Here is a 24953-nt window from a genome sequence, read left to right as displayed (position 1 = left end):
CTGGCGGAGCGCTATCGCAATCGGCGGCGGCATTTCACGCGCCGAGTCCACCTACTGGCGGGTATCGTTAACTTTGAGTCAGCTATGGCTAATTGATTCATGCAAGAGGTCTATTGTATGAACGAGCTAGAGTATGGACGAGCTAGAGTCTGAATGGGATCTTCAAAAAGCTGAAAGCAATGAGCGGAAGCATGGTGTCTCGTTTGAAGAGGCTCAAAGCGTCTTCTATGACGAAAATGCCCGTTTAGCTTATGACCCAGAGCATTCAGCAGAGGAAGACCGCTACATTCTCTTGGGTGTCAGTGATGAGGCACGTCTATTAGTTGTCTGTCACCTGTATAAGGAATAGTTGTCTGTTACCTGTATAAGGAAAACGATCGCCTGATCCGAATTATTTCTGCTCGCCCAGCAACCAAGCGCGAACGTCAGCAATACGAGGAATTTTCGCCATGAAAAATGAGTATGATTTTTCTCAATCAGTTCGCAATCCCTATATTAAGAAGCTGAAGAAACAAATTACAATTCGACTTGAAGAAGATGTTCTTGACTATTTCAAAAGTCTCTCTGAAGAAACAGGCATTCCCTATCAAACTTTGATTAATCTCTACCTACAAGATTGTGCCAAATCGAAGCGTAGACCTTCGCTTGAGTGGGCGTGAGGCTTGAGGTTTCGATCGCTGTACTTTTTGCAAAGAAATTGAACAAAATAGGCGAGAAGCGATCGAGTGAATTCTATTTCACCTCAACAAAAAGCGATCGCTCGATGGGGCGATCGCTTTTTGTTGAAATTATCAAACGCTTACTTCAGCAGCGGGGCAAGCGTAATCGTCAAAAAGACGCCGATCATGTGGCCGAAGCTCATTGCGCCCAAAAATCCAGCAACACTGATGTTGTTAAACAGTTCTGGAAACGGCAGCGGCATTCTGGGGCCAACGTGCGGTTCTTCGATCGTGCGGCTGGCAATAAACAAAACCAGCAGGCAAGCACCGACAATTAGATAGGTTCCTTCCCAGTTCCACAGTTTGGTGGGCGGCTCTGAGGCGGCAGCGAGTAAAAGTGTCTGTAGCATGATTCTCCTTAGTTCGATATGAGAACGGCAGGCTGTCCAACACAGCTAGACCCCAATCCTCCAAGGAAACGACACGATCGCAAATCTTTCCCACGAATGATTTCTGACTAAACGATCGCCAAATTTGCCTGTGGCTGCCGTGCCGCCAGTTCGATCGCCAGTTCGATTGCCGCCTTCATGCTGTTCGCGTCCGCTTTTCCCTGTCCCGCAATGTCAAACGCCGTGCCGTGATCCGGTGAGGTTCGCACAAACGGCAGACCGATCGAAGTATTCACCGCACGATCGAACGCCATCAGCTTGACGGGAATCAATCCCTGATCGTGATACAGCGCTAGATACGCATCATGCGCTTGCACCGAAGCGGAGCCGAACCACGCCTGACCCGGACGCACCCAGAGCGTATCGGGCGGAATCAAGCCGTCAAGCTGAGCGTGGGGAAAGCGATCGCGCATCTGATCCAGCCAATCGAACACCCAATCGACTTCCTCGCGGCCAAGCTGACCTTGTTCGCCGCTGTGTGGATTGAGGCCAGCGATCGCAATGCGCGGCGCAGCGATCCCAAAATCTTGCTGAAGGCTGGTAATTAACAGGTCGAGTTTGGCTGTCAGCAATTCAGGCGTGAGCGCCTCAGCGACTCGTCGCAGCGGGATATGCGTGGTTGCCAGAAGTGCCCGCAGCGTCCATCCCGTCAAGGGCGATCGCGCCACGAACATCATTCCAAATCGATCGACCTTTGCTTTTTCCGCTAGCAGTTCCGTTTGTCCGGGATAGATGTGGCCTGCTGCTTTCCAGGCAGATTTGGCGATCGGAGCGGTCACAATGCCCTGAAATTCTCCAGCCAAGGTGCGATCGATCGCCGTCTCCAATGCCCGAAAGCTGACTTCGCCACTTGCCGCACTTTCAACGCCCCACTCGATCGCGCCACACGGCAAATCGAGCACAGGAAAGCGATCAAGATTGGCTAAACCAGGGAGGCGATCGAATGTGCGCTGAAGCTGAGTTGAACTACCAATCAGCGTGAAATCAGCAGCATTGGCGATCGATTCATCGGCCAACGCTTTGAGGACAACTTCAGTTCCGATTCCGGCAGGGTCGCCGAGGGCGATCGCAAGCTGAGGCGTAGGGTTTGAGGCAGACATACAGTGATTAGAAAAACAATGATTAGAAAAACGTCAGAGAAACTGCTGTAAAGGCGATCGCGCTGAGTGAACTTCAAAACTCAATTGGGCGATTTCTTTTAGTTTACCGACGCCTGAAATCGAAGTTGAGCGATCGGAGTAGCGCGAGGTTCAGGCGAGCTTGCTTCTTCTAAGCTGAACATGAGCACTTGATAATCTCCCGATGCTGGAAATCGACAGGAAATCTCAGTTTCGCTTAAAGCTTGCTGACTTTGGCATTGCTGCGGCTCAAATTTGTCTGTCTGCGTGTCTGTTGGCAGCAAACTTTCGAGCGAAAACTCTGTTTCTGCTGTTTGAATGAAAAGAGCCGCAATCTTCTTTGAATAGTTTGATGGGTGCTGAACGTTGATTACAGCAACGTCTTGAACGGCTGTTTCATACTTAGTTGGCGAAGCAATCGTTAACCCATCAATAAAAGCTTCAGGCGTCAAGATAGGTTGATCTTCAAAAGCATCTTGGCTCTTAGGATCGTTCAAAAGCTGCCAGTCTGGATTGTTTGGCAAATGACTAACGATCATCACTTGAGGAAGCGGTAGAAGGTAGTTTGTGCTATACGAATTAGCTCCATCATCCCAAGTGGTATCTACGAGCTGCCAGCTACCTGCAACTTTAACTGCATTCCAAGCATGAAGCGTCCAGTCATAACCGGAGTTCAACGCTCTTAGCGAAGCGGGAATCAAATCAAGAGGTGCTAAATCTCGGCGAATTCGTCCTTCGAGATACACCGCTTCGATATCGATCGCTTGCCCCAACGACACGAACAAATTTGCATATCCTTCGCAAACTGCCTTGTGAGTTGCAAAGACCGTTTGAGCATCTTGTAAAGGTCGATTTCCGGTTTTCAGCACATCTAAATCATATTCAACTCGGCTAACCACGTAGTCATGCAGTGCTTTGATCCGCAAATAAGGATCAGGTTCGCGATCGGCAATATAGCGAGCAACAGACTGAATGCTTTTCTCAGCTTCGGGCGGCATGTTCGCAACGGCTGGATGGAGTGTTTGAGCGTTTGCCCAATACCAAGGAGATTTTGCATTTGGAGGTGCAGGACTGTGGACTAAACGAGTAACAAAGTGATTGACTGGGTCAACTAGAAAAGCTGGATTTGCCTGAAAAATAAATACTGCAATCAATATCGAGTAGCCGATTAGATATTTGCGCTTGATAGGTCTGCGCTCTTTCGATCGAAACGAATTAGAAAAGGTAGAATCTGGCGATCGGCTTTCGGATTGACGCTTGCTTCTGTAGATGAATACAGCGATGCTAAGTAGGCCAACTACACACAGAAAAAGCGCGATCGAACTAATAGTAAAATTTTCAACTTGAATAGAAAAACCGTTTTTAAGCAGCAGCCAAATTAATCCTGCAACTGCACTCAGCAGTAAAAAAAGCGCTCCACTTCTTAACCAAACTAGCTGCTTTCTTCGATTTAGCTTGCGGACTGCTTTTGCAAACTCGCTCTCTAGATTCCGAGGCATGATGACATCCTTCAACAGTAACTGAGATCGAATTTTCAAGATTTGATCTAAACTGTCTGCTTTGTCCTACCGCTAGTCCACTTAATATCTAGCTGGTAAACAACGAAAGCTTATAAAAGATTATAGGCATACTTGAGCAGGCATCATTTCACCTCCAGGCAACTGCTGAACGCGATTAATTCGGCTAAAGAACTCGGTCAAACCTTTCAAACAGGTTGGCTCATCGATTTTGGGCAAGCTTGCTAGCCAGAGTTCGTCTAGATCAACAAGGCAGAAGCGGCACGATCGCGATCGCTGCCGACTGAGCATGAACCACGTTCAAGGTTCCAAAATGCCTTCACCCTGTTTGCGATCGCACTTTTGCTGTAAAGCTGTACGCTAACCCAATATGCACGACCAGTGCGTCCGTTAATTGAGCAAATTTGTGATTGGTCAATCGATGCGGCAACAGATTCAAGCTCAGCAAGCAATACAGAGCCGTTGCAGTTGGGCGATCGAGCCAGTGCCCGTTTGCGCCAAGGGAACGAGTGCCCCGCTGCCGGATGTTTGGTCAAAACGGCGACTCTGATCATGCCTGCCACCTAATTTCAGGCAGCGAGGAGGTCATGCAAATCTCAGTTGTGCTGCCTGGGATCGAGGGCTTCGCGCAGTCCGTCGCCTAGCAAATTGAAGCCAAGAACGGTAATGGCGATCGACAAGCCTGGAAAGGTTGTTACCCAAGGGGCACGTTTAAAGTAGTCACGACCTGCTGCCAAGATTGCACCCCACTCTGGTGAAGGTGGCTGTGCGCCCAAGCCCAAAAACGATAGGGCAGAAGCCGACAGAACCGCAACCGACACACCGACCGTTGCCACTACAATAATGGGCGACAAAACATTCGGCAGCAGATGCCGAAAAATTAAGCCATAGTGTCTTGCGCCAACCGCTTGCGCCGCTTTGAAATATTCCTTGTTTTTCTCAACTAGAATTGCGCCGTAAGTAACGCGAGCGTAAAACGGAATTGAGCTAATGCCAACAGCAATCATTGCATTTGTAAGACTGGGGCCAAGGACGGCTACAGCGGCCAGCGCAATTAGCGTTTCGGTAAACGAAAACAGCACATCCATCGCTCGCATTAGAATCGTTTCAATCCAGCCACCTGCATAGCCTGCAATCGTGCCAATCAGCACGCCTGCCGTCATGGAAATGCCAACGGCAATCACGCCAATCCGAATCGTTAAACGGCTTCCGTAGACGATGCGGCTAAACAAATCGCGGCCAAATTCATCGGTTCCAAACCAGTGCTGAGCGCTTGGCGGTTTTAGATTTGGTCCGACGCCCATTTGCAGCGGATCAAAAGGTGCGATCGATGGAGCAAAGATTGCAACCAGCAGCAAAATTAAGAGAATAATTCCACCAATTTTCGCTCCTGGAGAGCGAAATAAAGTTCGCACGAACCGCTTGAAATCGCTGGATTTGGTTGGCAGGGGTGCGATCGATGGCGTGTCAATTTGTGGCGTCATGAGTAAGAAATGCGAGGGTCAATCCAGACGTAAAGCAAATCTAAAATAATGGAAACGATGACAACGACAGTGGCAAAGATCAAAATAAAGCCTTGAATAGTTGGATAATCTCGTTGAAAAATCGATTGAATCGCTAAGCGACCGATACCGTTCCAGGCAAACACGTTCTCAACCACGATCGCTCCACCCATCATGTATGTGAACTGTAAACCCAACATATTCACCACGTTAATTAGCCCGTTTCGGAGCGCGTGACGTGACAAAACAACTTGCTCCTTCAAACCTTTCGCTCGTGCCGTTCGCATATAGTCTTGCGACAGCACATCGAGCATCGATGAGCGGGTCAACCGCGAAACCGCAGCGGCATTTGCAAGCCCTAAAGTCAGCGCAGGCAAAATCAAATTCTGCAAGTTCGTTCCAGAAACGGGTAGCCAGCCTAACCGGATCGAAAAGATGTAAATGAACATCAAACCTAGCCAAAAACTTGGAATCGAGATTCCTACGATCGCTCCAGTCATCAAAATTGTATCGAGCCAGCTTCCCCGTTTATAAGCAGCAAAAAATCCGGCTGTAATACCAACTACTACTGTTACGATTAGGCTGCTAATTGCCAGTAGCAGCGTGTTTGGCAATCGAACTAAAAGCAATTCTAAAACAGGCTGGTTGCCGCGAATTGTCGTTCCAAAATCGCCACGCAAAATTCGACTCATGTAGAGAAAATACTGTTCGTAGATAGGGCGATCGAGGCCAAGATTATGGCGAATCTGTTCAAGCTGCTCTGGCGTCGTTGATTGTGACTGAGCATACATGATTTGAACTGGATCACCCGGAACCAGATGAATTAAAAGCGTGACGGCGATCGTCGTAATCCAAATCGTAAAGATCCCGCCTAAAATCCGCTTGATTAAATAGCGTGCCATGATGTTGGAGGAAATGCTGAGCAAATTAGGGGCTATCTAATCGATAACCCCCAGTCGATCGATTATTGGAGCTTCACATCATTGAATACAGGCCGATTGAACGGGCCAATCTTGTAGCCCTGCACCTCTTTGCGCGTGGCATAAACCCAAAGTGAACCGGGCGTGTAGAGCGGCACGTGAACTGCATTTTTCAGCAGATATTCCATTGCTGCATTCACAGCCTGCTTGCGCTGTTCTGGATTCACCGTTGTCCGCGTTTTTTCGAGCAGCGCATCGAGTTCTTTGCTTTGATAGCCACTGTATGCACCGGGAGAATGCCAAAGCTGATAGAGAATATCCGGGTCAAACCAAGCCCAATCCATCATGTCAAATGTACTCGTGCCCGTTGTTTTTTCGTTCTCCTGCTTCACTCGCGCATTGAGTGAACCAATATCCATTGTTTCGAGCTTGGCGTTAATGCCAACTTGAGCCAGTTGACTTTGGAAAATCTGCACCATCTTTTCACGATTATCGCCCGTTGAAGTCATCAAAGTGACCTCCATTGGCTTGTCTGAACTATAGCCAAGTTCAGATAGCAACTGCCGCGCTTTATCGGGATTGTGTTCGTAGCTGAATTTGTTACAAAACTCTTGATCGTTACCAAAGACGCCGCGACTAATCGGACATTTCTCGCGCTGTACTAAGCCATCACCAAAGGCCGTTTGGAGGGCGCTATCGACATCGATCGCATGAGCAACCGCTTGACGGGCACGAATATCGTTGAATGGCGGACGAGAAATTGTGAACTCTAGAAAGAAGTTTTGTCCAGTATTTTCAGCAACATGCAGTTCTAAACTGTTGTCGTTGCGGACTGAATCCAAATCATCTAGAGGCGGATTGACAATGAGCTGAAGTTCGCCTGTTTGCAGACCTGCAAGCCGCGCCTGTGCTTCGGGAATCTGCCGCACAACCAGTTTTTCAAGATAGGGCGCACCCGTATTCTCGACGGGGCGACCAAACCGCTGATAGTCGGCATTTCTTTCTAATTCGATTTGATCGCCCTTAGTCCAACTGACAAGTTTCCAAGGGCCAGTTCCAATCGCTTTTGAAACACCAAACTGAGTGCCTAAATCCTTATTGCTATCGCAAATCATGCTGGCAAACGGATCGGCCATGAACGAAGAAAACGCGCCAAATGGAGCGGAAAAATTAAACTGCACGGTTTGTGGATCCGTCACCTCAACTGAGGAAATTGGCCCCCATGCTCCCTTGGTGACGCTAGGGTTTTGCGGATCGATCGCCCGCTCTGCCGTGTACTTAACATCATTTGCATCAAACACCGACCCATCGTGACATTTAATGTTTGAATTCAACACAAACGTCGCCTGTTTACCGTCTTCGCTAATGCGCCATTCTTTCGCCAAGTTCGGTACAATTTTCCCGCTGCTATCAAACGCCAGTAGCGTATCGTAAATCTGGTCAAACATCTGCCATGAAAGCGTTGTCGTGGTGCGGTGTGGATCAAGCGAATCCGCATCACCATAGCGTGCCCAAACCAGCGTTCCGCCATCTTGAGCGGCAGGAGAAGTTGCCTCAGAGGAGGTTGATGTATTCGGCGATTGACCTGTACAGGCAATCACTAGCAGCGCGGTTGCGATCGCACAGCTAAGCAACTGTAGCGTTCTTTTTCCCACTCGACGTTCAAACAGTTTCCAAATCATAAGTGCTCTCGTCCTCAACGGTGAATAAATTGATATTTCTCATTGATTCCAACAATCTATCTGCAACAAAACTTCACTATCATCAACTGCGAAATCGATCTTTTTTACAAATCGAAGTAAGCAGTGAAATCCAGGACATTTAGCGTTTTTACACAAGTTGAAAGCTCAATAATTGCAAAACGCATTAGGCTGCAACGTATAGACGAAAATCAATTTGTACAGCAAAGTTGAATAATTTTCAAGCAAAGTTTCAAATCTGTCGTTTATCAACTGTTAGATGACAGCAATCCTAGCTGTGGCGACAGCTAGGATTGCTTGGTGTAGAAGGGCTGGGGGCGATCGTCACCCGCCAAGTTGACTGTCACTTGATAGCAAAGCCGCGCCAAATCCGCCGCCTCCGGGCGTTTCAATCACAAACACATCCCCTGGCTGCATGGAAACTTCTGCTTTACCATCGAGCCGATCGACGCTGCCATCTTGCCGCTCGATCGAATTTTGTCCGGTTGCGCCTGGTTCACCACCTGCTAAGCCAAACGGCGGCACGATGCGATGACCCGACAAAATTGCGGCAGTCATCGGTTCGCGAAACTGGATGCGGCGAATTGCACCATTGCCGCCTTGATGCTTTCCTGTGCCGCCACTGTTCGATCGAATGGCGAATTCTTGCACAAAAACCGGAAATCGCCACTCCAACACTTCCGGATCGGTTAGCCGGGAGTTGGTCATGTGCGTTTGCACGGCATCAGTACCATCAAAAGTTGCACCTGCGCCCGATCCGCCGCAAATTGTTTCGTAATACTGATGTTGCTTGTTGCCGAAGGTGAAATTGTTCATTGTGCCTTGAGAAGCTGCCATCACGCCGAGCGCACCGTAGAGGGCATTCGCGATCGCTTGCGAGGTTTCCACATTGCCCGCAACCACAGCAGCAGGAAAACGCGGATTGAGCAAACAGCCTTCAGGAACAATAATTTCTAAGGGTTTGAGACAGCCTGCATTTAGCGGAATATCATCGTCAACTAGCGTCCGAAAGACGTAGAGAACAACCGCTTTGCAGATGGCTAAAGGCGCATTAAAGTTCGTGGGTTGCTGAGGAGAAGTGCCTGAAAAATCGATGCAGGCAGAACGGGCGTGGCGATCGATCGAAACACTGACGCAAATCTCGCTGCTGTCGTCCATTGCATAGTTGAAGCTGCCCGGTTTTAGCACATCAATGACTCGTCGTACCGATTCTTCGGCATTGTTTTGAACGTGCTGCATGTAAGCCTGCACAGTGCCGAGTCCATAGTGTTCAACCATGCGGTGCAGTTCTTGCACACCGCGTTCATTGGCTGCAATTTGCGCTTGCAGATCGGCTAAATTCTGCACCGGATTGCGAACCGGGTACTTTCCTGCGGCCAACAGTTCTAGTAGTTCTGCTTCTTGAAAGCGTCCTTGATCCACGATTTGCACATTGTCGAGCAAAATGCCTTCTTGATCGATCGAGGTGCTGTGTGGCGGCATTGAACCCGGTGTGATCCCCCCGATATCCGCATGATGTCCGCGTGACGCGACATAAAACATCGGAGCATCACCAGACACAAAAACCGGAGTGATCACGGTAATATCCGGTAAATGTGTACCGCCGTTGTAGGGATTGTTCGAGGCAAAAGCATCTCCGGGTTTGAGCGTTGTGCCTCTGGCTCGAATCAAGCTGTTCACGCTTTCGCTCATCGAGCCTAAATGAACGGGAATATGTGGCGCATTCGCGACTAATTGCCCGGATGAATCAAAGATGGCACAGGAGAAATCCAGCCGTTCTTTGATGTTGACCGAGTAGCTAGTGTTTTGCAGGGTGATTCCCATTTCCTCAGCGATCGCCCGCACCAGATTATTAAAAATCTCCAATAGCACCGGATCTGGAGTCGTGACAGTCGGTAACGCTGTGGTTGATGCCTCGGTCACATCATCCGTTTTGCTCAAAATCAAATCGTTTTGTTCGGTGAGTTCGGCACACCATCCGGGTTCGATCACATTGGTTCCAGTGGGTTCTAGAATCAAGGCGGCTCCCAGGATGCGATCGCCAGGTTTTAGATCTTGGCGGCGATAGATCGGCGTTTCGTGCCAATCGCCTTTGGTGTAGATTTGAACGGTTGCAATCGATCGAATTGATTCAGTTCTTTCAAGCGAAAGGCGAGGTTCTATGATTGGCGTTGCGGGGGCGATTGCTTCAACTGAAACCGCCTCCACGATTAAGCCTTTATCGGGCATTGAAAATCCGTAGCGCTGCTGATAAATCTCCTCGAACTGAAGCCGCATTGCTTCTGCATGATCAAAAGCAACCGTCAAAGCCGAATCTGTTCCCGCATAACGCAGACGTGCTTTAAGCAGAACTTCGATGCGATCGTCTGGAATGTCTTGAGCGGCAATTTCTGCTCGACTTTCTCGGCTTAATTGAGCGAGGGTTTGCTTCAGTGCCGGAATTTCTCCTGCCGTCAGTGGTGCTTCGATCGCTTTTTCTTTCAGCGTCCGGACATCCGCCAAGCCAATGCCGTAGGCCGATAACACGCTGGCAAATGGGTGAATCAAAATCTGGGTCATGCCCAACGCTTCAGCGATCAAACAGGCATGTTGTCCGCCCGCGCCACCAAAGCAGCAGAGCGTGTATTCAGTCACGTCATAGCCGCGCTGTACGGAAATCTTTTTGATCGCATTCGCCATCGTGTCGATCGCAATGTCGAGAAATCCCGCTGCTACTTGCTCCTGAGTGCGAGTATCTGCGGTTTTCGCTCGAATTTCTGCGGTGAGTGCGGCGAATTTTTGATCGACGATCGTGCGATCGATCGGCAGATTGCCTTCAACTCCAAACACCTGCGGAAAAAAATCCGGCTGAATCTTGCCCAAGCGCACATTGCAATCGGTCACGGTTAACGGTCCGCCTTTGCGGTAGCAAGCAGGTCCCGGATGCGCTCCGGCAGATTCAGGCCCGACTCGATAGCGCGACCCGTCAAATCTGAGAATCGATCCACCGCCCGCCGCAACCGTATGAATCGACATCATCGGCGCACACAGCCGCACGCCGGCAACTTGCGTTTCAAACGTGCGCTCATACTCGCCGTTGAAGTGAGACACATCGGTTGAAGTGCCGCCCATATCAAAGCCGATGATGCGATCGAATCCGGCTGCAACACTGGTTTTAACCGCTCCGACAATGCCGCCTGCGGGACCTGAAAGAATGCTGTCTTTGCCTTGAAATCGATCGGCCTGAGTCAAACCACCATCAGATTTCATGAACTCCAGCTTGGTCGTCGTTTCCTGTTGCTTTAAGGCGGCTCCAACTTGATCCACATAGCGCCTCAAAATCGGAGAAAGATAGGCATCAACGACCGTTGTTTCGCCGCGACGGATCAGCTTCATCAACGGGCTAACTTCGTGAGATACCGAAACTTGTGTAAAGCCAACCTTGCGAGCAATCTCAGCGACTTGCTGTTCGTGTTGGGGGTAGCGATAGCCATGCAGAAATGCGATCGCACAAGCTCGAATTCCTTGGCGATATGCCTCCTGCAAGGCTGTAGCAAGCCGCATTTCTTCCTGTGGCGAAATCGGCAGAATTTCTTCGCCTTGCGCGGTATAACGTTCTTCAACTTCGATGACTTGTTCATACACCCGCTCTGGTAAAACGATGTGGCGGGCAAAGATATTTGGACGGTTTTGATAGCCGATCGAGAGCGCATCGCGAAAGCCTTGCGTGATGAGTAAAACGGTGCGATCGCCTTTGCGCTCTAGCAGCGCATTGGTCGCAACGGTCGTTCCCATTTTCACCACTTCAACCGCTCCGACGGGAATTGGTTGATCGCTCGTTAGCCCCAAAATGTCTCGAATGCCTTGGATTACGGCATCTTGATATTGTTCGGGCTGCTCTGAAAGTAACTTGTAGATGATCACCCACTGCTGATCAGCCACTGCCGTAATTTGGAACCGCTCAGGCATTTGAGACAGTCGATCGACGATCGCTGCATCATCGGTAACAACCACTAAATCAGTAAATGTTCCGCCTCGATCTGCAAACACTTTTAACATGATTTCCTCAGCAAATAAAATACAAATGCGATCGATAACTTCTTGTTTCTATTAAGCAGTAGAACTCGGTCTAATTCCACTGATAGATATAAGCAAATTTTAGACATTTATCAGTGATTCAATTCTGTAGCACTGTTCTTGTCTGTAGAATTGTCTTGCCTCGATCGCTAGGTCATCGATTTTAGATGTTTCCACTTCCAAGTTGCCGATGCGTCATTTTGAGCAACTTGGACAATTTCTGCTGGTGGAAAGAGGCGATCGCCATTTTCAGAAAATTGAATCTTACCCGTCACGCCTTCTACAGCTTTTCTTTTAACTTTGAAGAATCTTCGCATTTCAACAATCAATTCTTCCTTGTCTGAATGCCTTTCTAAGGCCTTGAGAATCACCAAGACGGCATCAAAGGCAGTTGCACTGCGCCAGGTTAACTGCTCTTCTCCCCACAGTAAAGCGCCGATTTTGCAGAATACTTGAGATAGAGTGTTAGAACTTTTCGCTCCGTTCTGCTCACTATCCCAATGCCAAGGAATACAAGCAATAAGCTGGCTCTGGTTAGAATCTGTTAACTTCTGTTGGCAGCGTTCCTGCATCCAGTGCAATACATTTTCCTGATAGAACGTTGCAGAGCCAGCAACAACACACCGATCGAGATTTAATCGACTGATCAGACCCGTATTGCTAAGAGAATTTGGCTCAATCCCACCATCAGGAACCAGGATGATAATGTCTACATTGCCTTGAATTGTATTTAAGTAAATCTGAAAATTCCGGACATCGCCGCCAAGCTGTCCATATTCAGAATGAATTTTGAATCGATCGCAATAGCGCATCAAACTCTCTTTAACAGCATCGCGATATGAACAACTATAACTACTGTTTTCGTTGCAGACAATCGCAACTGTTCTAGACTGATGTTCTACCAGCGTTTGAGCTAAGTATTCAACAAGCTGAGCGGCGTTAACTTGATCTTGAGTCGTAATTCTAAAAAATCCAATACTATCGTCTAAATTCGAGAGTTGATCAGAAGTACTGGATGCGTTTACTAAAATAATTCCTTTCTCCGTGTAAAAGTTCAATGCCGTTTGAGTCATTTCACTGGAGTAATGTCCAATCACAGCAGCGAGATTAATCTCCTTGGCTAAGTTCGCTAACTTTTCAGCCGTTTGATTATACGGAGCATAAACATTATTTGGATCATTCACTACCATGATGCGGAGCGCAACCTTTTCAGAACTGATGCGATCGCTCTGACCCAAAATAGAAAACAAAGATTGGCTTTGTTTGTTGCTCTGACTCGACGGAAAAAACTCTGCCTCTAACTCAGCAGTATCAAAGTGTTGGAAATTCACCAGCGACTGAATTTGGGCAACTCCCCGCAGGATTTCTGTGGCGATCGCACCTTGATTGTGATGAAATGGTACAACGACAGCTAGGGTGTAGATTTGAACACCTCGTCGTTGTAAAAACGCTGTTTGAAATTCAATTAAGCAGTTGTTGATATAAATGCAAATTTCCGGATTGCCTTTTCCATAAAGCTGTTTCTCTTCGTTCCACGCTTTTACAAAGAACAGTAGGGCTTGATAATAACAACCTTGCTGATACCGTTGAATTGCTTTAATCTGGCCTTGGACAATTCCTTGATGAGAAGGATATAGAAAAACCTGCCGTCCAAAACTGCCCTGAAAATTATCGCTATTTAATTGAGGAGCAGGGTGAAGCCTGTAACCATTTGTAGGATTTAGCAAAAAATTTAGAACTAGCGTCCAATTGTTCGCGATCTCAGCTTGTTCAACTTGCATCAATTGAGCAATTCTAGGATAAACAATGTTAGAAAGCCGATTTCCGACCTCTGCATCGCACAAGTTAATTGCACCCGCAATTTGCCTACGACGATATCCTCGCAAAAACCGACAAATCATTTCTTTGTCGCGCTCTGATAGAAGTTGGCGAGTTGAACCTGTTTCTAGGTGTTGAAAGAAAAGCTCAATATCAACGCCTAAATGTTCAACAATCTGCTGATAACCGATTTGCTGATAACTCTGAATCGTCATTTGTTGTTTGAACACCAAATATCGTGTTTAACGTTCCATCGTTATGTACATACATTTCGCCAATGGTTAATGCTTGGTTTACGTACCTCCCATGTAAAACAATATCCTAATAAACGCTTGTTTTGTACTTATAGCTGTAAGAGAAAGAACTTACAAGCATCGTCAAAGACATCCATCTTTTGCATTCCAGAACTTGTGGTGCTTCGTGGAGCTTTATCTGGCTAACACTAACTTGATATATTAGTTATTCTTACAAAGAAAAAAGATTTGAGCCTTTTACTATGTGAGTAATGACTCATTTCATCACCATCTTTTTGGGCTTTGCACACATAGTTAAACTTCAGCACCAATGATGACTTCAATTACTCTGTAAATATTGCTCAACGATCGCAACTGCTTGCTCTACACCGTTTTCGCCTCTAATTTTTACACCAAGCTGAGCAGCTTGCTGCTGCATCACTGAGTTGCTGGTCGTGATCGCAATTGCAGCCCCAAAAGACTCAGCGGTTGACTGCTTTCTGGGAATGGGTTTCGGGCTAACGCCTAACTGATGCAAGCGTTTACCCCAGCCTAACTGATCCGCAAAATAGGGAACGACTACAGAAGGTAGACCCGCTCGACAAACTGCCGTTGTTGTGCCTGACCCACCATGATGCACAACCGCTTTTACTTTAGAAAACAGCCAATCATGAGGATAGGATTGGTTGCGACTCGGACTTGATGCCCGACTTGCTGCAATCATAAGCCAAAGCACACAACGGATAGAGGTCTCCCGTTGAACCAATCGATAAGATTGCAATCTTCGATCGAGTCATCTCAATTAGGCAAGAAGCAAAGTCAACAAAATCATAGCTCTGGCAAGACTGCCAGTACACTGATCACAAAAGTGCTCAGTGATTTCACGGTTTCAGCAAGATCATACTTTTCTCTATTGTCAAAAATACATACGAGCAATTACCGGAAATGCTGCGAATTGCTCATTCATCGAGCATGGAACGGGTGTATGGAAGCCGCGAACCCCTCACCGCTGAGAGCAGAAGCACAAACGGAGGCTGCCAGCCAAACGTTCTCAGAAGCTTGGGCAAAAAAGTATTTACAGAAGTTGGCTGAGCAAGACGACATCGCGGCTGCCCTCAGCCACAGTCAAATTGCTGCTGAAATTGCCAAAACACTCATGCAATCGTTGCGATCGACGAGCGCTCAGGCGTGGGCAAAGACAGAAACGCTGCTTGCTCAAGAAATGGTTCGGCATCAAATCGATGGCCGCCTGATTGATCCTTGGGCGATCGCGAAAGACGCTCATCAGATTTACGAGATTGCGCTCACTGCTTATGCTCAGCAAACTGCTCCACCGAAACTTTCCACGCTGATTGCTTCAGAACTTGGACAGATTCGCCACAAATACACGGCAGACGATCCCAGGATGATCGGGTTTGTCAGCATGCAGTTTCACTACAGCGAACAAATGCTGCTTGACTTGACTCCGCCGACTGAGCGATCGCTGCTCGGCCAGTATTTCAAAGTCATTGATGATCATCTGTATATGCCGCTGCAACGAGCCTATCAAGCTGCTGCCCAACAGGACTATCATGCCCCACAGTTGCAGGCGGTTCGCCACCTTGTGCCCTTATGCAGTGAAATTGCTGCCAATATCGTTGCACGAGTGCTGAACCTAAATCCGAGCTATCGATCGCACAGCGGATACTTGAATGACGAGCATGTTCAAATCTCTAGCATCCGAGATGTTGAAATGTTTCAAGTTTATCTGTGGGTGTGCGTGTTGGAAAACAACATCAGCGCGATTCAGCAAGAGCTATTTCCGCTTTGTGTGATGCTTTATCCTCGCTTAAACGTGCGTTGGGAACTTGTGCGACAACTCATTCACCTTTTAGAAGTTGAGATCTGCAAACGTCTTGATTCGCAACAAGCAGCCTACTTTACTCCTTACTACGATGCTTTATGGGGAATGTTTTCATCCCAAGTCTTTCCAGAATAAGCAGTTAATGGGCTTCAGCTTTTTCTCAAGAGCTTTGCTACCAAGGATTGCCAATCATCGTGAAGCCTGCCCAGTAAAAGGGGTGCAACAAGTTCTCATTCTCCAGGTTCATAAAGTTAGGTGGTGTTGGCAAATCCCGAATAGTTTGTTGAATGAATGAATTGTCAAGATTGAGCTGACCTTGCAGCATTGCTATTTGTGTTTGTCGCAACGCTTCTGCTTTCGATGAAACTGTTTTCAAGTTTTGGTAGAAATCAATCATTAGAATAGCGCTCGATGCATCTGAAACTGACCATAAGCTTGCTAAAGCTGCCTTGGCACCAGACTGTACAGCAAGCCCAGCAAAGCCTAATTCAGCACTGGCATCTCCCAAGGCAGTGCGACAGGCGCTTAAGACCAGGAGTTGCACGACGGGTTGCAGTAGCTGTAATTCTCGCAGATGAGTCAACAGTAACGGGCGATCCCAAAACTGGATGTAAGAGTTAATGATCGATCGAGAATTGAAGGCGGCGTGAGTAGCAAGATGAACAATTCCGAATGGATAAGTCGATCGCTGCTCTCTTAGTTTTGCGACTGTAAACTGCTCATTTAAAAACACTTCAGCCTGCCAAAGTCGAGCGATCGCTGCAAGCTCCAGCGGAACGGCAGGCAGCGGAGTTTCACGCTCAAATTCTGAAGCTCCCATTGCTAAAACTCGCAATTCAGATAAGCGAGTTGGACGGCGATCGAGCAAATTGAAGGCAGGAATCAGGCTGGTGCTATATTTTTCAATTAAAAACTGATTTCCGTCATGAAGAGCCGCCATTGGTACACTCCGCAGCCCTGCACCCAAGCAAAAAATTAAGTTGTCAATTTGTTGATTTTGAAGTTCTGATTCTAGAGGGGCAATCATCCACCGATAAAGCTGCTGCGCGGCAGGCAGATATTCTTGAGGTGCTGATCTTCTATCCGCAAAACCTGCCCACAATTCATTTGTTGTTTCGACAATAGCTTCTAGCGTTGCGGCCTGCTCTCGATGATGAATTAGTTGTCCATCTGGCAAAAGTAGAATCACTTCTAGCTGCTCAGCAAGGGAAATTGCGTACACCAATGCCGATCGCTTTCCGCTTAGCTCATCACTTTGCCTTAAGCTCTGAGCAATTTGATCAGTGGACAGCAGTTGCGTATTCACCACTCTCAAGTAGTACTCGTCAAGCTGCACTTTCCAACCTTGTTCAAGCTGTAGCACCGCATCTGCAAGATCGCCTCGATCGATCGCAGCTTCTAGCTGTTCGGGATTCACTCTCAAACTAGAAAGTGGGCGCGGAATCGTTTGCGTTTGCCCGCTCAACGGCAGCGAAAGCAAAACGACAAAAACAATTGCGAGGGCAAAAAGCAGATTCGATCGAAAGAAATATTTCATTCGCTGCTGAGTTAAAGGTAGAAGTAGTTGAAATGAATTTTATCTTTTAGCATACGCTATTGCTCTACAGCTTTCGCTCAAACTTGTATTCTTCTATCCATAAAGAAGCCTCTGCAAAACCTCGACGATAATAAAGAAAAATGCTGAGAAGCCAGTGCTGAGACTTTGGCAAATGTTGATGTAAACTATTTTGCCAGCCGAGACGATAAAGCTGATAGCCTAGAAGTCCGATCGGTTGAATGTGCATTTTACATCTCCTAATTTTGCTAATAGCAGTACGAGCGCGAACTTCACCGAGTGCGTAATATTCATGCTTCAACAGGTTTGGTAGAGGCAGTTGCAGCAAAGAAACCTGCTTTGCTGCAACCATAAAAAGGTTTAGCGAAAATGAATTAGTTACTTTCTATACAGTGCTGTTTTCCGCTTCAGGAATCACCTCCAGAAATATCAAAAGCTTTGCTATGTACTGCTTAAAGTAAATTAAGTACTCCAGCTCGACAGAAGTTAAAGCCGCTTCCTTGAGCTTCTATCCATGTCTCCAATTAGAGCCAGCCTTTCTACGCAAGCCGCCTAATCCTGTTAAATAAATTTACCTTTGGGGTAGTGAAACGGCTTTTAGTTCAGACGCTCTAGGTTAGCGATCGCCAACCGTGTTCGCTTAAAACCACATCGATCGCCGCTCCAAAGTAATTCTGTAAAGTTCTGTAAAGATTATCGTTTGGCTGCGTAGAATCGATCGCGCCGCTGAGAGACCTTTGTGGAAAGCTCAATTTTGCTTGGGTGAATTTAATGTCAGACATTAATGCCTTACTAGACGAAAACATCGAACGGATGCAGTCCCTCTCTCAAGAAAGCGAACAAGCATTGAGCGAGGTCAATCAGTTAGAGCAGCTTGCTACTGATTTGATTGAAAATGTAGCCGAGAAAGAACAAAGCGTTCTATCAAAATTTGAGTCGCTAGGTGGGCAGTTTACCGAACTGAACCAAAAGATAGATACAGAACTGCAAACAGGCTTGCAAAGTTTGGGTGAGCTACGGCAAAAAGTTGAAGAGTTAGAAGGGCAACTCGACCAGTTTGTGAGTCAGATACATACTCAAATTGGAGAGTTGAAAACTCGTGCAGAAGAAGCGCTAACTGAAATTGAATCTCAAGTTGGAGAGGTTCAGCCTGAACTTGAAGGCTTAACACAACAAGTACAGGAATTTGAGTCTGCTGTTGATGGTTTAGAAGATGAGTCAGTTCAGGGTGTTGAGGAGTTGGGAACCTCGATCGAAACTGCCAAAACTGAATTTGACAGCCGCAGAACAACCTTGATGGAAGAATTTACCTCGCTCTCTCAATTGGTCGGCGAAAAGCTGCAAACCTTACAGCAAGATTTTGATTATCTAGTGCAAGAAAGCAGTACGCAGCTTAGCCAGATTGACACGGCGCTAACAACAGCAGCCAACGAAGCCGCCACTGCTGTTCAGCAGAAATTTAATGAAATTGGTGGTGAAATTACGACGGCGGCTGAGAATTTGGCAACTGCGATCGCGTCGGTAGGTGAAACGGGAACGGATGATTGCGAGCGCATGAACGACAAGTTTGGTGAGGCGATCGATCAGGCTGGAGATGCGATCGCAATTCTTCAGGAAGTCATGCCAATTTTAGACGCTGTGGAAGAACAGTTGGCTTAATAAATTACACAAAATAGAGAGAATGAGTCATGGCAGAAGTGGCAGAACTTAGTCAGAATACTGAGCAAAGCGTTGAGAGTTTGCAGCAGCTATCGGGTGTGCTAGAGCAAGCAAATACCCAGCTCCACGATGCTTGTTCGCAACTGGAATCTCAAGCCGATGCATTGAGCCAAGGCAATGAAATTGACGCGCATTTGGAGACGTTAGAGCAAAACTTGGAGGAAGCTGAAGATAAGCTCGAAGGAGCTGAATCAGAAATTACGCAAGAATTGGAAGAATTGCAGCAGGCGATCGAAGAAGCGAATGGAAGCTTAGATGAAGCAACGAGTGCGATCGAAGAGATTCAAACTGAGTTTCAAGCCGTAGAAAGCGCGATTCCTGAATTTGAAGGCGAAGTGGAAGCAGTACAGCAAGTTCTCAATCAGCTTACCGATACTGTTAGTCAGCTTGATGAAGGAATGTCGCAGTCGATCGAAGGCACACAGCAGGCGTTTGAAGCGATCGATCAAGCCTTTGCAGAATTTCAGCAGCAGGTTGAGCCGCTTTCTGAACTTGACAGCGGTGTGGATGAGTTGATTACTGACTTGACGGATGAGCATCGTGAAACGATCGAAACTGAGTTCACCGAGTTCAGCGAAGATCTTCGAGAAACACAGGTCGGTGAAATTCAAACGACGGCTGATCAGGCAGAAGGCAGTTTGCGAGACTATTTTGAAACATTTAGCGGGGAGGTTGAAGGCTTAGCGGATGAATATGAACGAGATGTTTCGGAAGTCATTTCTGATTTGACGGAAGACTGCGAAAACGAACTCGCAAGCAAAATCGAGGATGCAGTCAATGACGTTGAAAGCGAGGCAGCAGAGACGCTGATGGACGAAGTGAATGAAACCAAATCGCTGTTTGAAACGGGCGAAAAGATTGTGCAAGAGCTTGAACCGCTGGTGCAGGATGTTGTGATTGCTGGCAATGTGGCGATCGCCCTCGATCAATCCGTTCAAGAACTGATGGCTTAGCGCGATCGTTCATTTTCATCTAACACCTGAAAGGTACATCTCATGAGCGCAGCAGATTTAATTGCTCGAATTGATGCAGCAAGGGGCGATCACCAAAGAGCTAGCGACCTACTAGCAGAAGCTCGTGACAGGTATGAACCCCCTGAACCTCCTCCCCCACCTCCCGACGAGGGTATCGACATCAGTGCGATCGCTCACACTGCCCTCGATTTCGCAGGCTTCATTCCCGGTGTTGGTGTAGTGGCAGATTTAGCCAATGCCGCTTTGTACGCTGCCGAAGGAAACTACGCGATGGCTGGTTTATCGGCTGCCGCTGCGGTTCCTTTAGTAGGTGATGCTGCTGCGGCAGCCAAGCTAGCAGCTAAGGGTGCAAACGCTGCAATGGATGTTGCTAGAGTTGGCGACATGGCTGGGGATGCAGCCAGGGTTGGAGATGCTAGCAGTGCCTTTCGGCGAGGAGGTTTAGAATTTAGAAATCCTGCAAGTACTAGTTTGACGAGATCTGGAGATCGTCCTGTTTTTGACCAGGGTAGTGCCCCAACCTGCGGACCTGTTTCTGCGGCTATGGTGCTTGCTACCTCTAATCGGCACGTTGATATTAACCGACTAGCGCAACAAGCAGGGACTACTCAGCGCGGAACTCAGATGAAAGATTTAAAGAGCGCTATGAATGCTAACGGGGCTAATGTACGTCTTGAACAAAGATTATCGGTAGATGGGCTGGCGCAGAGGACAGCTCAGGGAAATCCTGCAATAGCCCATATGAAGTTAGATCGTGGTGATCATGCTGTGGTCGTTGATGGTGTGACGGAACGTCAAGGAGTGAGAGTTGTCGCTATTAGAGATCCTGCTGGTGGAAGGCAGTATTTTACTCCTGCGGATGAGTTTGCCCAAAGATTTACAGGTCGAGCTATTGTATCCAGGTAAAAGATGTTAAAGGGCTAAACATAAAAGTTAAAATAAAGCTTTTAAACCTATGGCCATGCTGTGTCTATAAAACAAGGAGAAGAAGTGATGGATGTGGATGAAGTGTTGACTAAAGTTGAAGATTTGGCTGGCTCATCAGTAACGATCGAGGGTTTTCTAATTGTTACAAGCAATATTAGCTATATTGCTCCTGACGAGAATACCTCCGAAGACACTAATAAGTCGATACTTGTTCAGACGAATTTGTTGGAAAGTCTGGAAGAAATAGCGCCTGGTTTGATAGGTGGTTCAGCTATATACGCGGATTCTGCCAAAGTTCGTGGAGTACTATCTGGTTCTGTATCAGATGAATTTCCTGCTTCACTATTAGAAATTGAGGCAGTTACTCTTCTGAGACAGAAAGCAACATTTCATGCTCTCAAGAAGGGAGAGGCAGCAAGCCAGCTAGAAAAGAGTGCTGAAGTATCGATCTTGGAGGTTTCTGACGTGTTAAGAAACTCAGAGGTTCTTATCGGTAGCTCAACCAGAATCAGAGGCTTTCTGGTAACTACTGCGGACACTGCGTATATTGCTCCTCATCAAGATGATTTTGAAAATGTTCATAACTCAATCTTGATCACTGATCCTCGCTCTTTGGACGATCGACTTTCAGAAGATACCTATTGCTCAGGTGAGCCACCTTACCTGTATCAAGAATTTGCTGAGCTTGAAGGAGTTCTTTGTGAATCTACTGTTGAGCCTTTCTCAGTTGCTTTAACCAATCTCAAATCAATCTCTTTAACGAGAGAAATGGGAGAAGCGCTTCTTATAGCTGAGATCAAAATCTAAAAACCGCCCTATCCTTACACAAGGAAACTAAATTTATGACTGACACAGCTTCATTGGAACAAATGGCAACTGAAGTGCCGGAGAAATTGAATCTTTTGGTTCAGGAATTGGCGGCGGTTCAAGAAGGGGTAGATGGGTTGGAAACGTACTTGGATGAGATGGGCGATCGCGCCACCGATCTGCTCAGCCAAATTGAAACAGCCCTGGAAGAATTGCAGACCGAGCTATCAGAACGTAGAACGAGTTTGGCTGAAGAAGTGAGTGAATTGGATGGCGAATTTGACTCATTGAAAAGTGAAGTTTCGGCAGCACAGGATGAGTTAGAAACGGAACTTCAAGAGGTGCAAGGCAAACTGATTGAGTTTCGAGAAAGTTTGGAGACGGGGCAGGGTGAGTTAAATACGGCGGGGCAAGGAGCGATCGCCATGCTGGAGCAGGCGCAGAGTCGCATCGAGGCGGGACAAGAGCAGTTGGATGGGGTAGTGGATGCGATCGCGCAGGAAGTTCAGGCAGTTCAGCAAGAATTGGAAACCGCTAAAACAACGGTGACTACTGAAGTCAGTGAACTGAGTACGGTGCTGAGTGATGTACAGCAAGAAATCGATGGAAAGGTTCAAGAAGTCATTGATACTTTCACGGATTTAGAGGCATTGGAATCGCAGCTTGATGACATCCAAAATGAAGCGGTGCAAACGCAGTTAGACGGTTTATTAGAAACAGCGCGGCAGGAAACGGAGACAACGCGATCGACCTTGGAAGCAGCGATCGAGCCAGTGGTCGAAGCGATTCGAGGATTGAGTGATGATTTGTCGGACGTATCGGGTGAATTGGCTTCAGGACGAGATGAATTAGACGGTCAATTTGATGAACTGCAAGAGCTAGTTGAACCGCTCAACCAAGGCATTGAAGCGGCTCGTGAGGCGGCTGAAAAGTTTGCGCTTCCCTGGGCATAGCTGAGATTGAACTAATTTACAGGAGGACAAATGGCAGATTTTCAAAGTGCAGCGGCAGAAACAACAAGCAAGCTTTCAACTTTGCTCGATGAAGTGGATCAAACACATGAGCAACTACAAACGGCAAAAACAGAAGTCAATGATTTACAGCAACAGATTGAAGGGGCTTGGACAAGCTTGAATGAGCAGGCACAATCGCTTTTGGAAAGCATCAACAGCAGCAAGAGTGAAATAACGGCAGAAGCGGAAGGCGCAGAGCAAGCGATCGCGCAACTTAAGCAAAAAATTGACACGGCTCAGCAGGAATTAGTGCAGGAATTGGAAGAAGCGAAGGGAGCGATCGCGGCACTCGATGATTACTTAGCTCAGTCAACACCGGAATTTGAAGCAGATTTGCAGGCGGCTGAGGATATCTTGAGCAATTTGCAAGAAAAAGAAATTGGTGCTGAATTAGAGCAGGCTGTGACACAAACAATGCAAGAACTGCAAACAGTGAGCGGTGATTTGCAAGGATTTCAGGCCGAATTAAATCAGCAGGTTGAATCACTAGCAGGCTATTTATCAGAGCAAGTTGCGCCGGAAATTACCAATAGTACGGATGGAATTGGAACGCATTTTGACGAAATGATTGCCCACTTTGATGAGCAAATTCAGGCAATGGGAGATGGCATTAGAGAGTCGATGCAAGGCTTACTCGATCAAGTGCAGCAGGGGCAAGAAAGCTGCTTCACTCAGCTAGAAACTCATGCTCAAACGCTAGAAGAAGTGATGGGAAAACTCGTCAGCGCGATCGAAACGGCAGGCTCTAGCGTGACTGAAGCAGGCCGCACTGTGGTAGACGGAACTGAGCTAACAACCGAAAGCAGCAGGACAGCTGTGCAATTGCTCTCAGACGCAGGTGAAGCGCTTGCAAAGTTTTAGCAGGCGATCGCTTCCAAGCTCTAAATTTCTTTTTCACGCTTCCTATCCGTCGTCGATTGAAACGGAGGAGATTTGCTATGGTCAGCGGCACGATCGATCGGTGGCGATCGCATTATCGATTCATCAGTTTTTCAGTGTCAACATTAATAGTATTGCTGTGGATTGGTGCGGCAGCAGCACTGAGTCAGGAAGTAGAGAATACCGAGGATTCCTACTTGCGCGTGCAGGATTTATTAAGTCCTCCTTCAGAGTCGATCGATGCCGCTGCACCGCCTGTCGAGTTTACGACCTATCGACTCGATGCGGGAGATGCGATCGCGGTCAATATCAATCCTCGCAGTCGGGATCTTAGCTTCAGCGCAACGATCGATTGGCAGGGAAATATCACAGTGCCGCTATTAGGAATTGTGTCATTCAAAGGATTAACGCTGACGCAAGCGCAGGAAATCTTGCAGCAGCAATTGGCTGAATATTTGGTGAATCCCCAGGTGAGCGTCACGTTAGCGACGGCTCGACCCGTGCGCGTCATGGTTTCAGGTGAAGTGATTACACCGGGATTTTATGCGCTGCAAGATCCGCGACTTCCTGTTGCGCTGACGGAGGCGGGTGGAACAACACATCTGGCAGATTTGCGATCGGTTCAGGTACAGCGTCGAATCAGCGATTCAACTTTGCAACAGCAGCAATTTGATCTTTACACGCCGCTAATTGAGGGGAATGAACTGCCTGATTTGCGACTGGTGGATGGTGATGTGATTACCATTGCCGCGCTTGCACCAAACACTGCACAAAATTACGATCGCACTCAGGTTGCCGATATGAATGTTTCGCAGCGCGAAATGACGATTCGCGTGTTGGACTATTCCAGCGGTGTGAACCGACTGCGGTTGCCGAACGGTAGCGATTTTCTTGATGCTCTGACATCGATTAAACCAAACTTAAACGATACCAATTTGCGGCGAGTGAATTTGATTCGATTTGATCCGGCAACAAATCGAGCAGTGGCGATCGAATTAGACGCTAGAGATGCTTTAAGCGGCGATACTTCACAGAATCCGCCGCTGCAACACAACGATGTAATTGTGATTAACCGTAATGGAATGGCGCAGTTCAATCATTTCTTAACTCGACTGACACAGCCGTTCCGCGATGCATTAGGATTCTTGATGTTTTTCGACACGGCTCGCGAGGGAATTAACACTGTAACAGGTGCAGATGAAGAACAGCAGTAGTTATCAGTAACCTTTCACCTTTAATGAAAGGTTATTGGTCTACCCATCAG

At 47.4% G+C, this 24953-nt stretch carries 24 protein-coding genes; 11 read left to right on the top strand and 13 right to left on the bottom strand.

Annotated features, from left to right (window positions below):
• Nucleotides 1-133 precede the first annotated feature (133 nt).
• Nucleotides 134-349, top strand: coding sequence for a BrnT family toxin (locus H6F67_RS01870; protein ID WP_313926747.1), 216 nt, complete (start codon nt 134-136; stop codon nt 347-349).
• 100 nt (nt 350-449) lie between these two features.
• Entirely contained in the window at nt 450-659 is a 210-nt protein-coding gene (locus tag H6F67_RS01865; RefSeq protein WP_190762731.1) for a BrnA antitoxin family protein, read from the top strand.
• A 140-nt stretch (nt 660-799) separates the two neighbouring features.
• On the opposite strand, the gene H6F67_RS01860 is transcribed toward H6F67_RS01865, so the two are convergent.
• From H6F67_RS01860 to H6F67_RS01845, 4 genes are all read right to left on the bottom strand, one after another.
• Nucleotides 800-1069 carry a photosystem I reaction center subunit X gene (locus tag H6F67_RS01860; RefSeq protein WP_190762729.1) on the bottom strand — a complete coding sequence of 90 codons (270 nt, stop codon included), beginning with the start codon at nt 1067-1069 and terminating at the stop codon, nt 800-802.
• Nucleotides 1070-1176: 107 nt separating this feature from the next.
• Nucleotides 1177-2208, bottom strand: coding sequence for a 4-hydroxythreonine-4-phosphate dehydrogenase PdxA (gene pdxA / locus H6F67_RS01855; protein WP_190762727.1), 1032 nt, complete (start codon nt 2206-2208; stop codon nt 1177-1179).
• A gap of 98 nt (nt 2209-2306) precedes the next feature.
• Complete coding sequence (locus H6F67_RS01850) at nt 2307-3224, bottom strand: transglutaminase domain-containing protein (protein WP_206753878.1); 918 nt, start codon at nt 3222-3224, stop codon at nt 2307-2309.
• A gap of 621 nt (nt 3225-3845) precedes the next feature.
• On the bottom strand, nt 3846-4034 hold the full coding sequence (locus H6F67_RS01845; protein WP_190762723.1) for a hypothetical protein: 189 nt from the start codon (nt 4032-4034) through the stop codon (nt 3846-3848).
• Nucleotides 4035-4149: 115 nt separating this feature from the next.
• On the opposite strand from H6F67_RS01845, the gene H6F67_RS01840 reads away from it, so the two are divergent.
• Complete coding sequence (locus H6F67_RS01840) at nt 4150-4293, top strand: hypothetical protein (protein ID WP_190762721.1); 144 nt, start codon at nt 4150-4152, stop codon at nt 4291-4293.
• A gap of 46 nt (nt 4294-4339) precedes the next feature.
• On the opposite strand, the gene nikC is transcribed toward H6F67_RS01840, so the two are convergent.
• From nikC to H6F67_RS01810, 6 genes are all read right to left on the bottom strand, one after another.
• Nucleotides 4340-5227, bottom strand: a complete 888-nt coding sequence (gene nikC / locus H6F67_RS01835) for a nickel transporter permease (RefSeq protein WP_190762719.1) — start codon at nt 5225-5227, stop codon at nt 4340-4342.
• Entirely contained in the window at nt 5224-6147 is a 924-nt protein-coding gene (locus tag H6F67_RS01830; RefSeq protein ID WP_190762717.1) for an ABC transporter permease, read from the bottom strand. The genes nikC and H6F67_RS01830 overlap by 4 nt, the downstream gene beginning before the upstream one ends.
• Before the next feature lie 62 nt (nt 6148-6209).
• Nucleotides 6210-7847: an ABC transporter substrate-binding protein gene (locus tag H6F67_RS01825; protein ID WP_190762715.1), complete on the bottom strand. Its 1638-nt coding sequence runs from the start codon at nt 7845-7847 to the stop codon at nt 6210-6212.
• A 342-nt stretch (nt 7848-8189) separates the two neighbouring features.
• The gene (locus tag H6F67_RS01820; RefSeq protein WP_190762713.1) at nt 8190-11903 is read right to left on the bottom strand and encodes a hydantoinase B/oxoprolinase family protein; all 3714 of its coding nucleotides are present in this window, start codon (nt 11901-11903) and stop codon (nt 8190-8192) included.
• A 167-nt stretch (nt 11904-12070) separates the two neighbouring features.
• Entirely contained in the window at nt 12071-13954 is a 1884-nt protein-coding gene (locus H6F67_RS01815; RefSeq protein ID WP_190762711.1) for an ABC transporter substrate-binding protein, read from the bottom strand.
• 358 nt (nt 13955-14312) lie between these two features.
• On the bottom strand, nt 14313-14696 hold the full coding sequence (locus tag H6F67_RS01810; protein WP_190762709.1) for a glycosyltransferase: 384 nt from the start codon (nt 14694-14696) through the stop codon (nt 14313-14315).
• A 261-nt stretch (nt 14697-14957) separates the two neighbouring features.
• Between H6F67_RS01810 and H6F67_RS01805 the strand changes: the two genes are divergently transcribed.
• Nucleotides 14958-15950, top strand: a complete 993-nt coding sequence (locus H6F67_RS01805) for a hypothetical protein (RefSeq protein WP_190762707.1) — start codon at nt 14958-14960, stop codon at nt 15948-15950.
• 37 nt (nt 15951-15987) lie between these two features.
• Here the strand turns inward: H6F67_RS01805 and H6F67_RS01800 are convergent, their stop codons facing one another.
• From H6F67_RS01800 to H6F67_RS01790, 3 genes are all read right to left on the bottom strand, one after another.
• On the bottom strand, nt 15988-17352 hold the full coding sequence (locus H6F67_RS01800; protein ID WP_190762705.1) for a CHAT domain-containing protein: 1365 nt from the start codon (nt 17350-17352) through the stop codon (nt 15988-15990).
• 64 nt (nt 17353-17416) lie between these two features.
• Nucleotides 17417-17722, bottom strand: coding sequence for a hypothetical protein (locus H6F67_RS01795; RefSeq protein ID WP_190762703.1), 306 nt, complete (start codon nt 17720-17722; stop codon nt 17417-17419).
• Between the two features lie 259 nt (nt 17723-17981).
• Nucleotides 17982-18152, bottom strand: a complete 171-nt coding sequence (locus H6F67_RS01790; RefSeq protein ID WP_190762701.1) for a hypothetical protein — start codon at nt 18150-18152, stop codon at nt 17982-17984.
• Between H6F67_RS01790 and H6F67_RS01785 the strand changes: the two genes are divergently transcribed.
• From H6F67_RS01785 to H6F67_RS01755, 7 genes are all read left to right on the top strand, one after another.
• Nucleotides 18142-19029 carry a hypothetical protein gene (locus H6F67_RS01785; RefSeq protein WP_190762699.1) on the top strand — a complete coding sequence of 296 codons (888 nt, stop codon included), beginning with the start codon at nt 18142-18144 and terminating at the stop codon, nt 19027-19029. The two genes, H6F67_RS01790 and H6F67_RS01785, sit on opposite strands and share 11 nt — an antisense overlap.
• A 29-nt stretch (nt 19030-19058) precedes the next feature.
• Nucleotides 19059-20042: a hypothetical protein gene (locus H6F67_RS01780; RefSeq protein ID WP_190762697.1), complete on the top strand. Its 984-nt coding sequence runs from the start codon at nt 19059-19061 to the stop codon at nt 20040-20042.
• A 42-nt stretch (nt 20043-20084) separates the two neighbouring features.
• Nucleotides 20085-20969 (top strand): cysteine peptidase family C39 domain-containing protein, encoded by an 885-nt coding sequence (locus tag H6F67_RS01775; protein ID WP_190762696.1) that lies wholly within the window; start codon nt 20085-20087, stop codon nt 20967-20969.
• 87 nt (nt 20970-21056) lie between these two features.
• Nucleotides 21057-21797 (top strand): hypothetical protein, encoded by a 741-nt coding sequence (locus H6F67_RS01770; protein WP_190762694.1) that lies wholly within the window; start codon nt 21057-21059, stop codon nt 21795-21797.
• Nucleotides 21798-21832: 35 nt separating this feature from the next.
• Nucleotides 21833-22750 (top strand): hypothetical protein, encoded by a 918-nt coding sequence (locus tag H6F67_RS01765; RefSeq protein WP_190762692.1) that lies wholly within the window; start codon nt 21833-21835, stop codon nt 22748-22750.
• A 30-nt stretch (nt 22751-22780) separates the two neighbouring features.
• Nucleotides 22781-23671, top strand: coding sequence for a hypothetical protein (locus H6F67_RS01760; RefSeq protein WP_190762690.1), 891 nt, complete (start codon nt 22781-22783; stop codon nt 23669-23671).
• Nucleotides 23672-23748: 77 nt separating this feature from the next.
• Complete coding sequence (locus tag H6F67_RS01755) at nt 23749-24903, top strand: polysaccharide biosynthesis/export family protein (RefSeq protein WP_190762688.1); 1155 nt, start codon at nt 23749-23751, stop codon at nt 24901-24903.
• Nucleotides 24904-24953: the final 50 nt, after the last annotated feature.

Origin of the sequence: Microcoleus sp. FACHB-1515 (assembly GCF_014696105.1) — a bacterium.
GTDB lineage: Bacteria > Cyanobacteriota > Cyanobacteriia > Elainellales > Elainellaceae > JAAUTJ01.
Note: the sequence above shows the minus strand (reverse complement) of the source record. Positions and strands in the feature narration are given on the sequence as shown.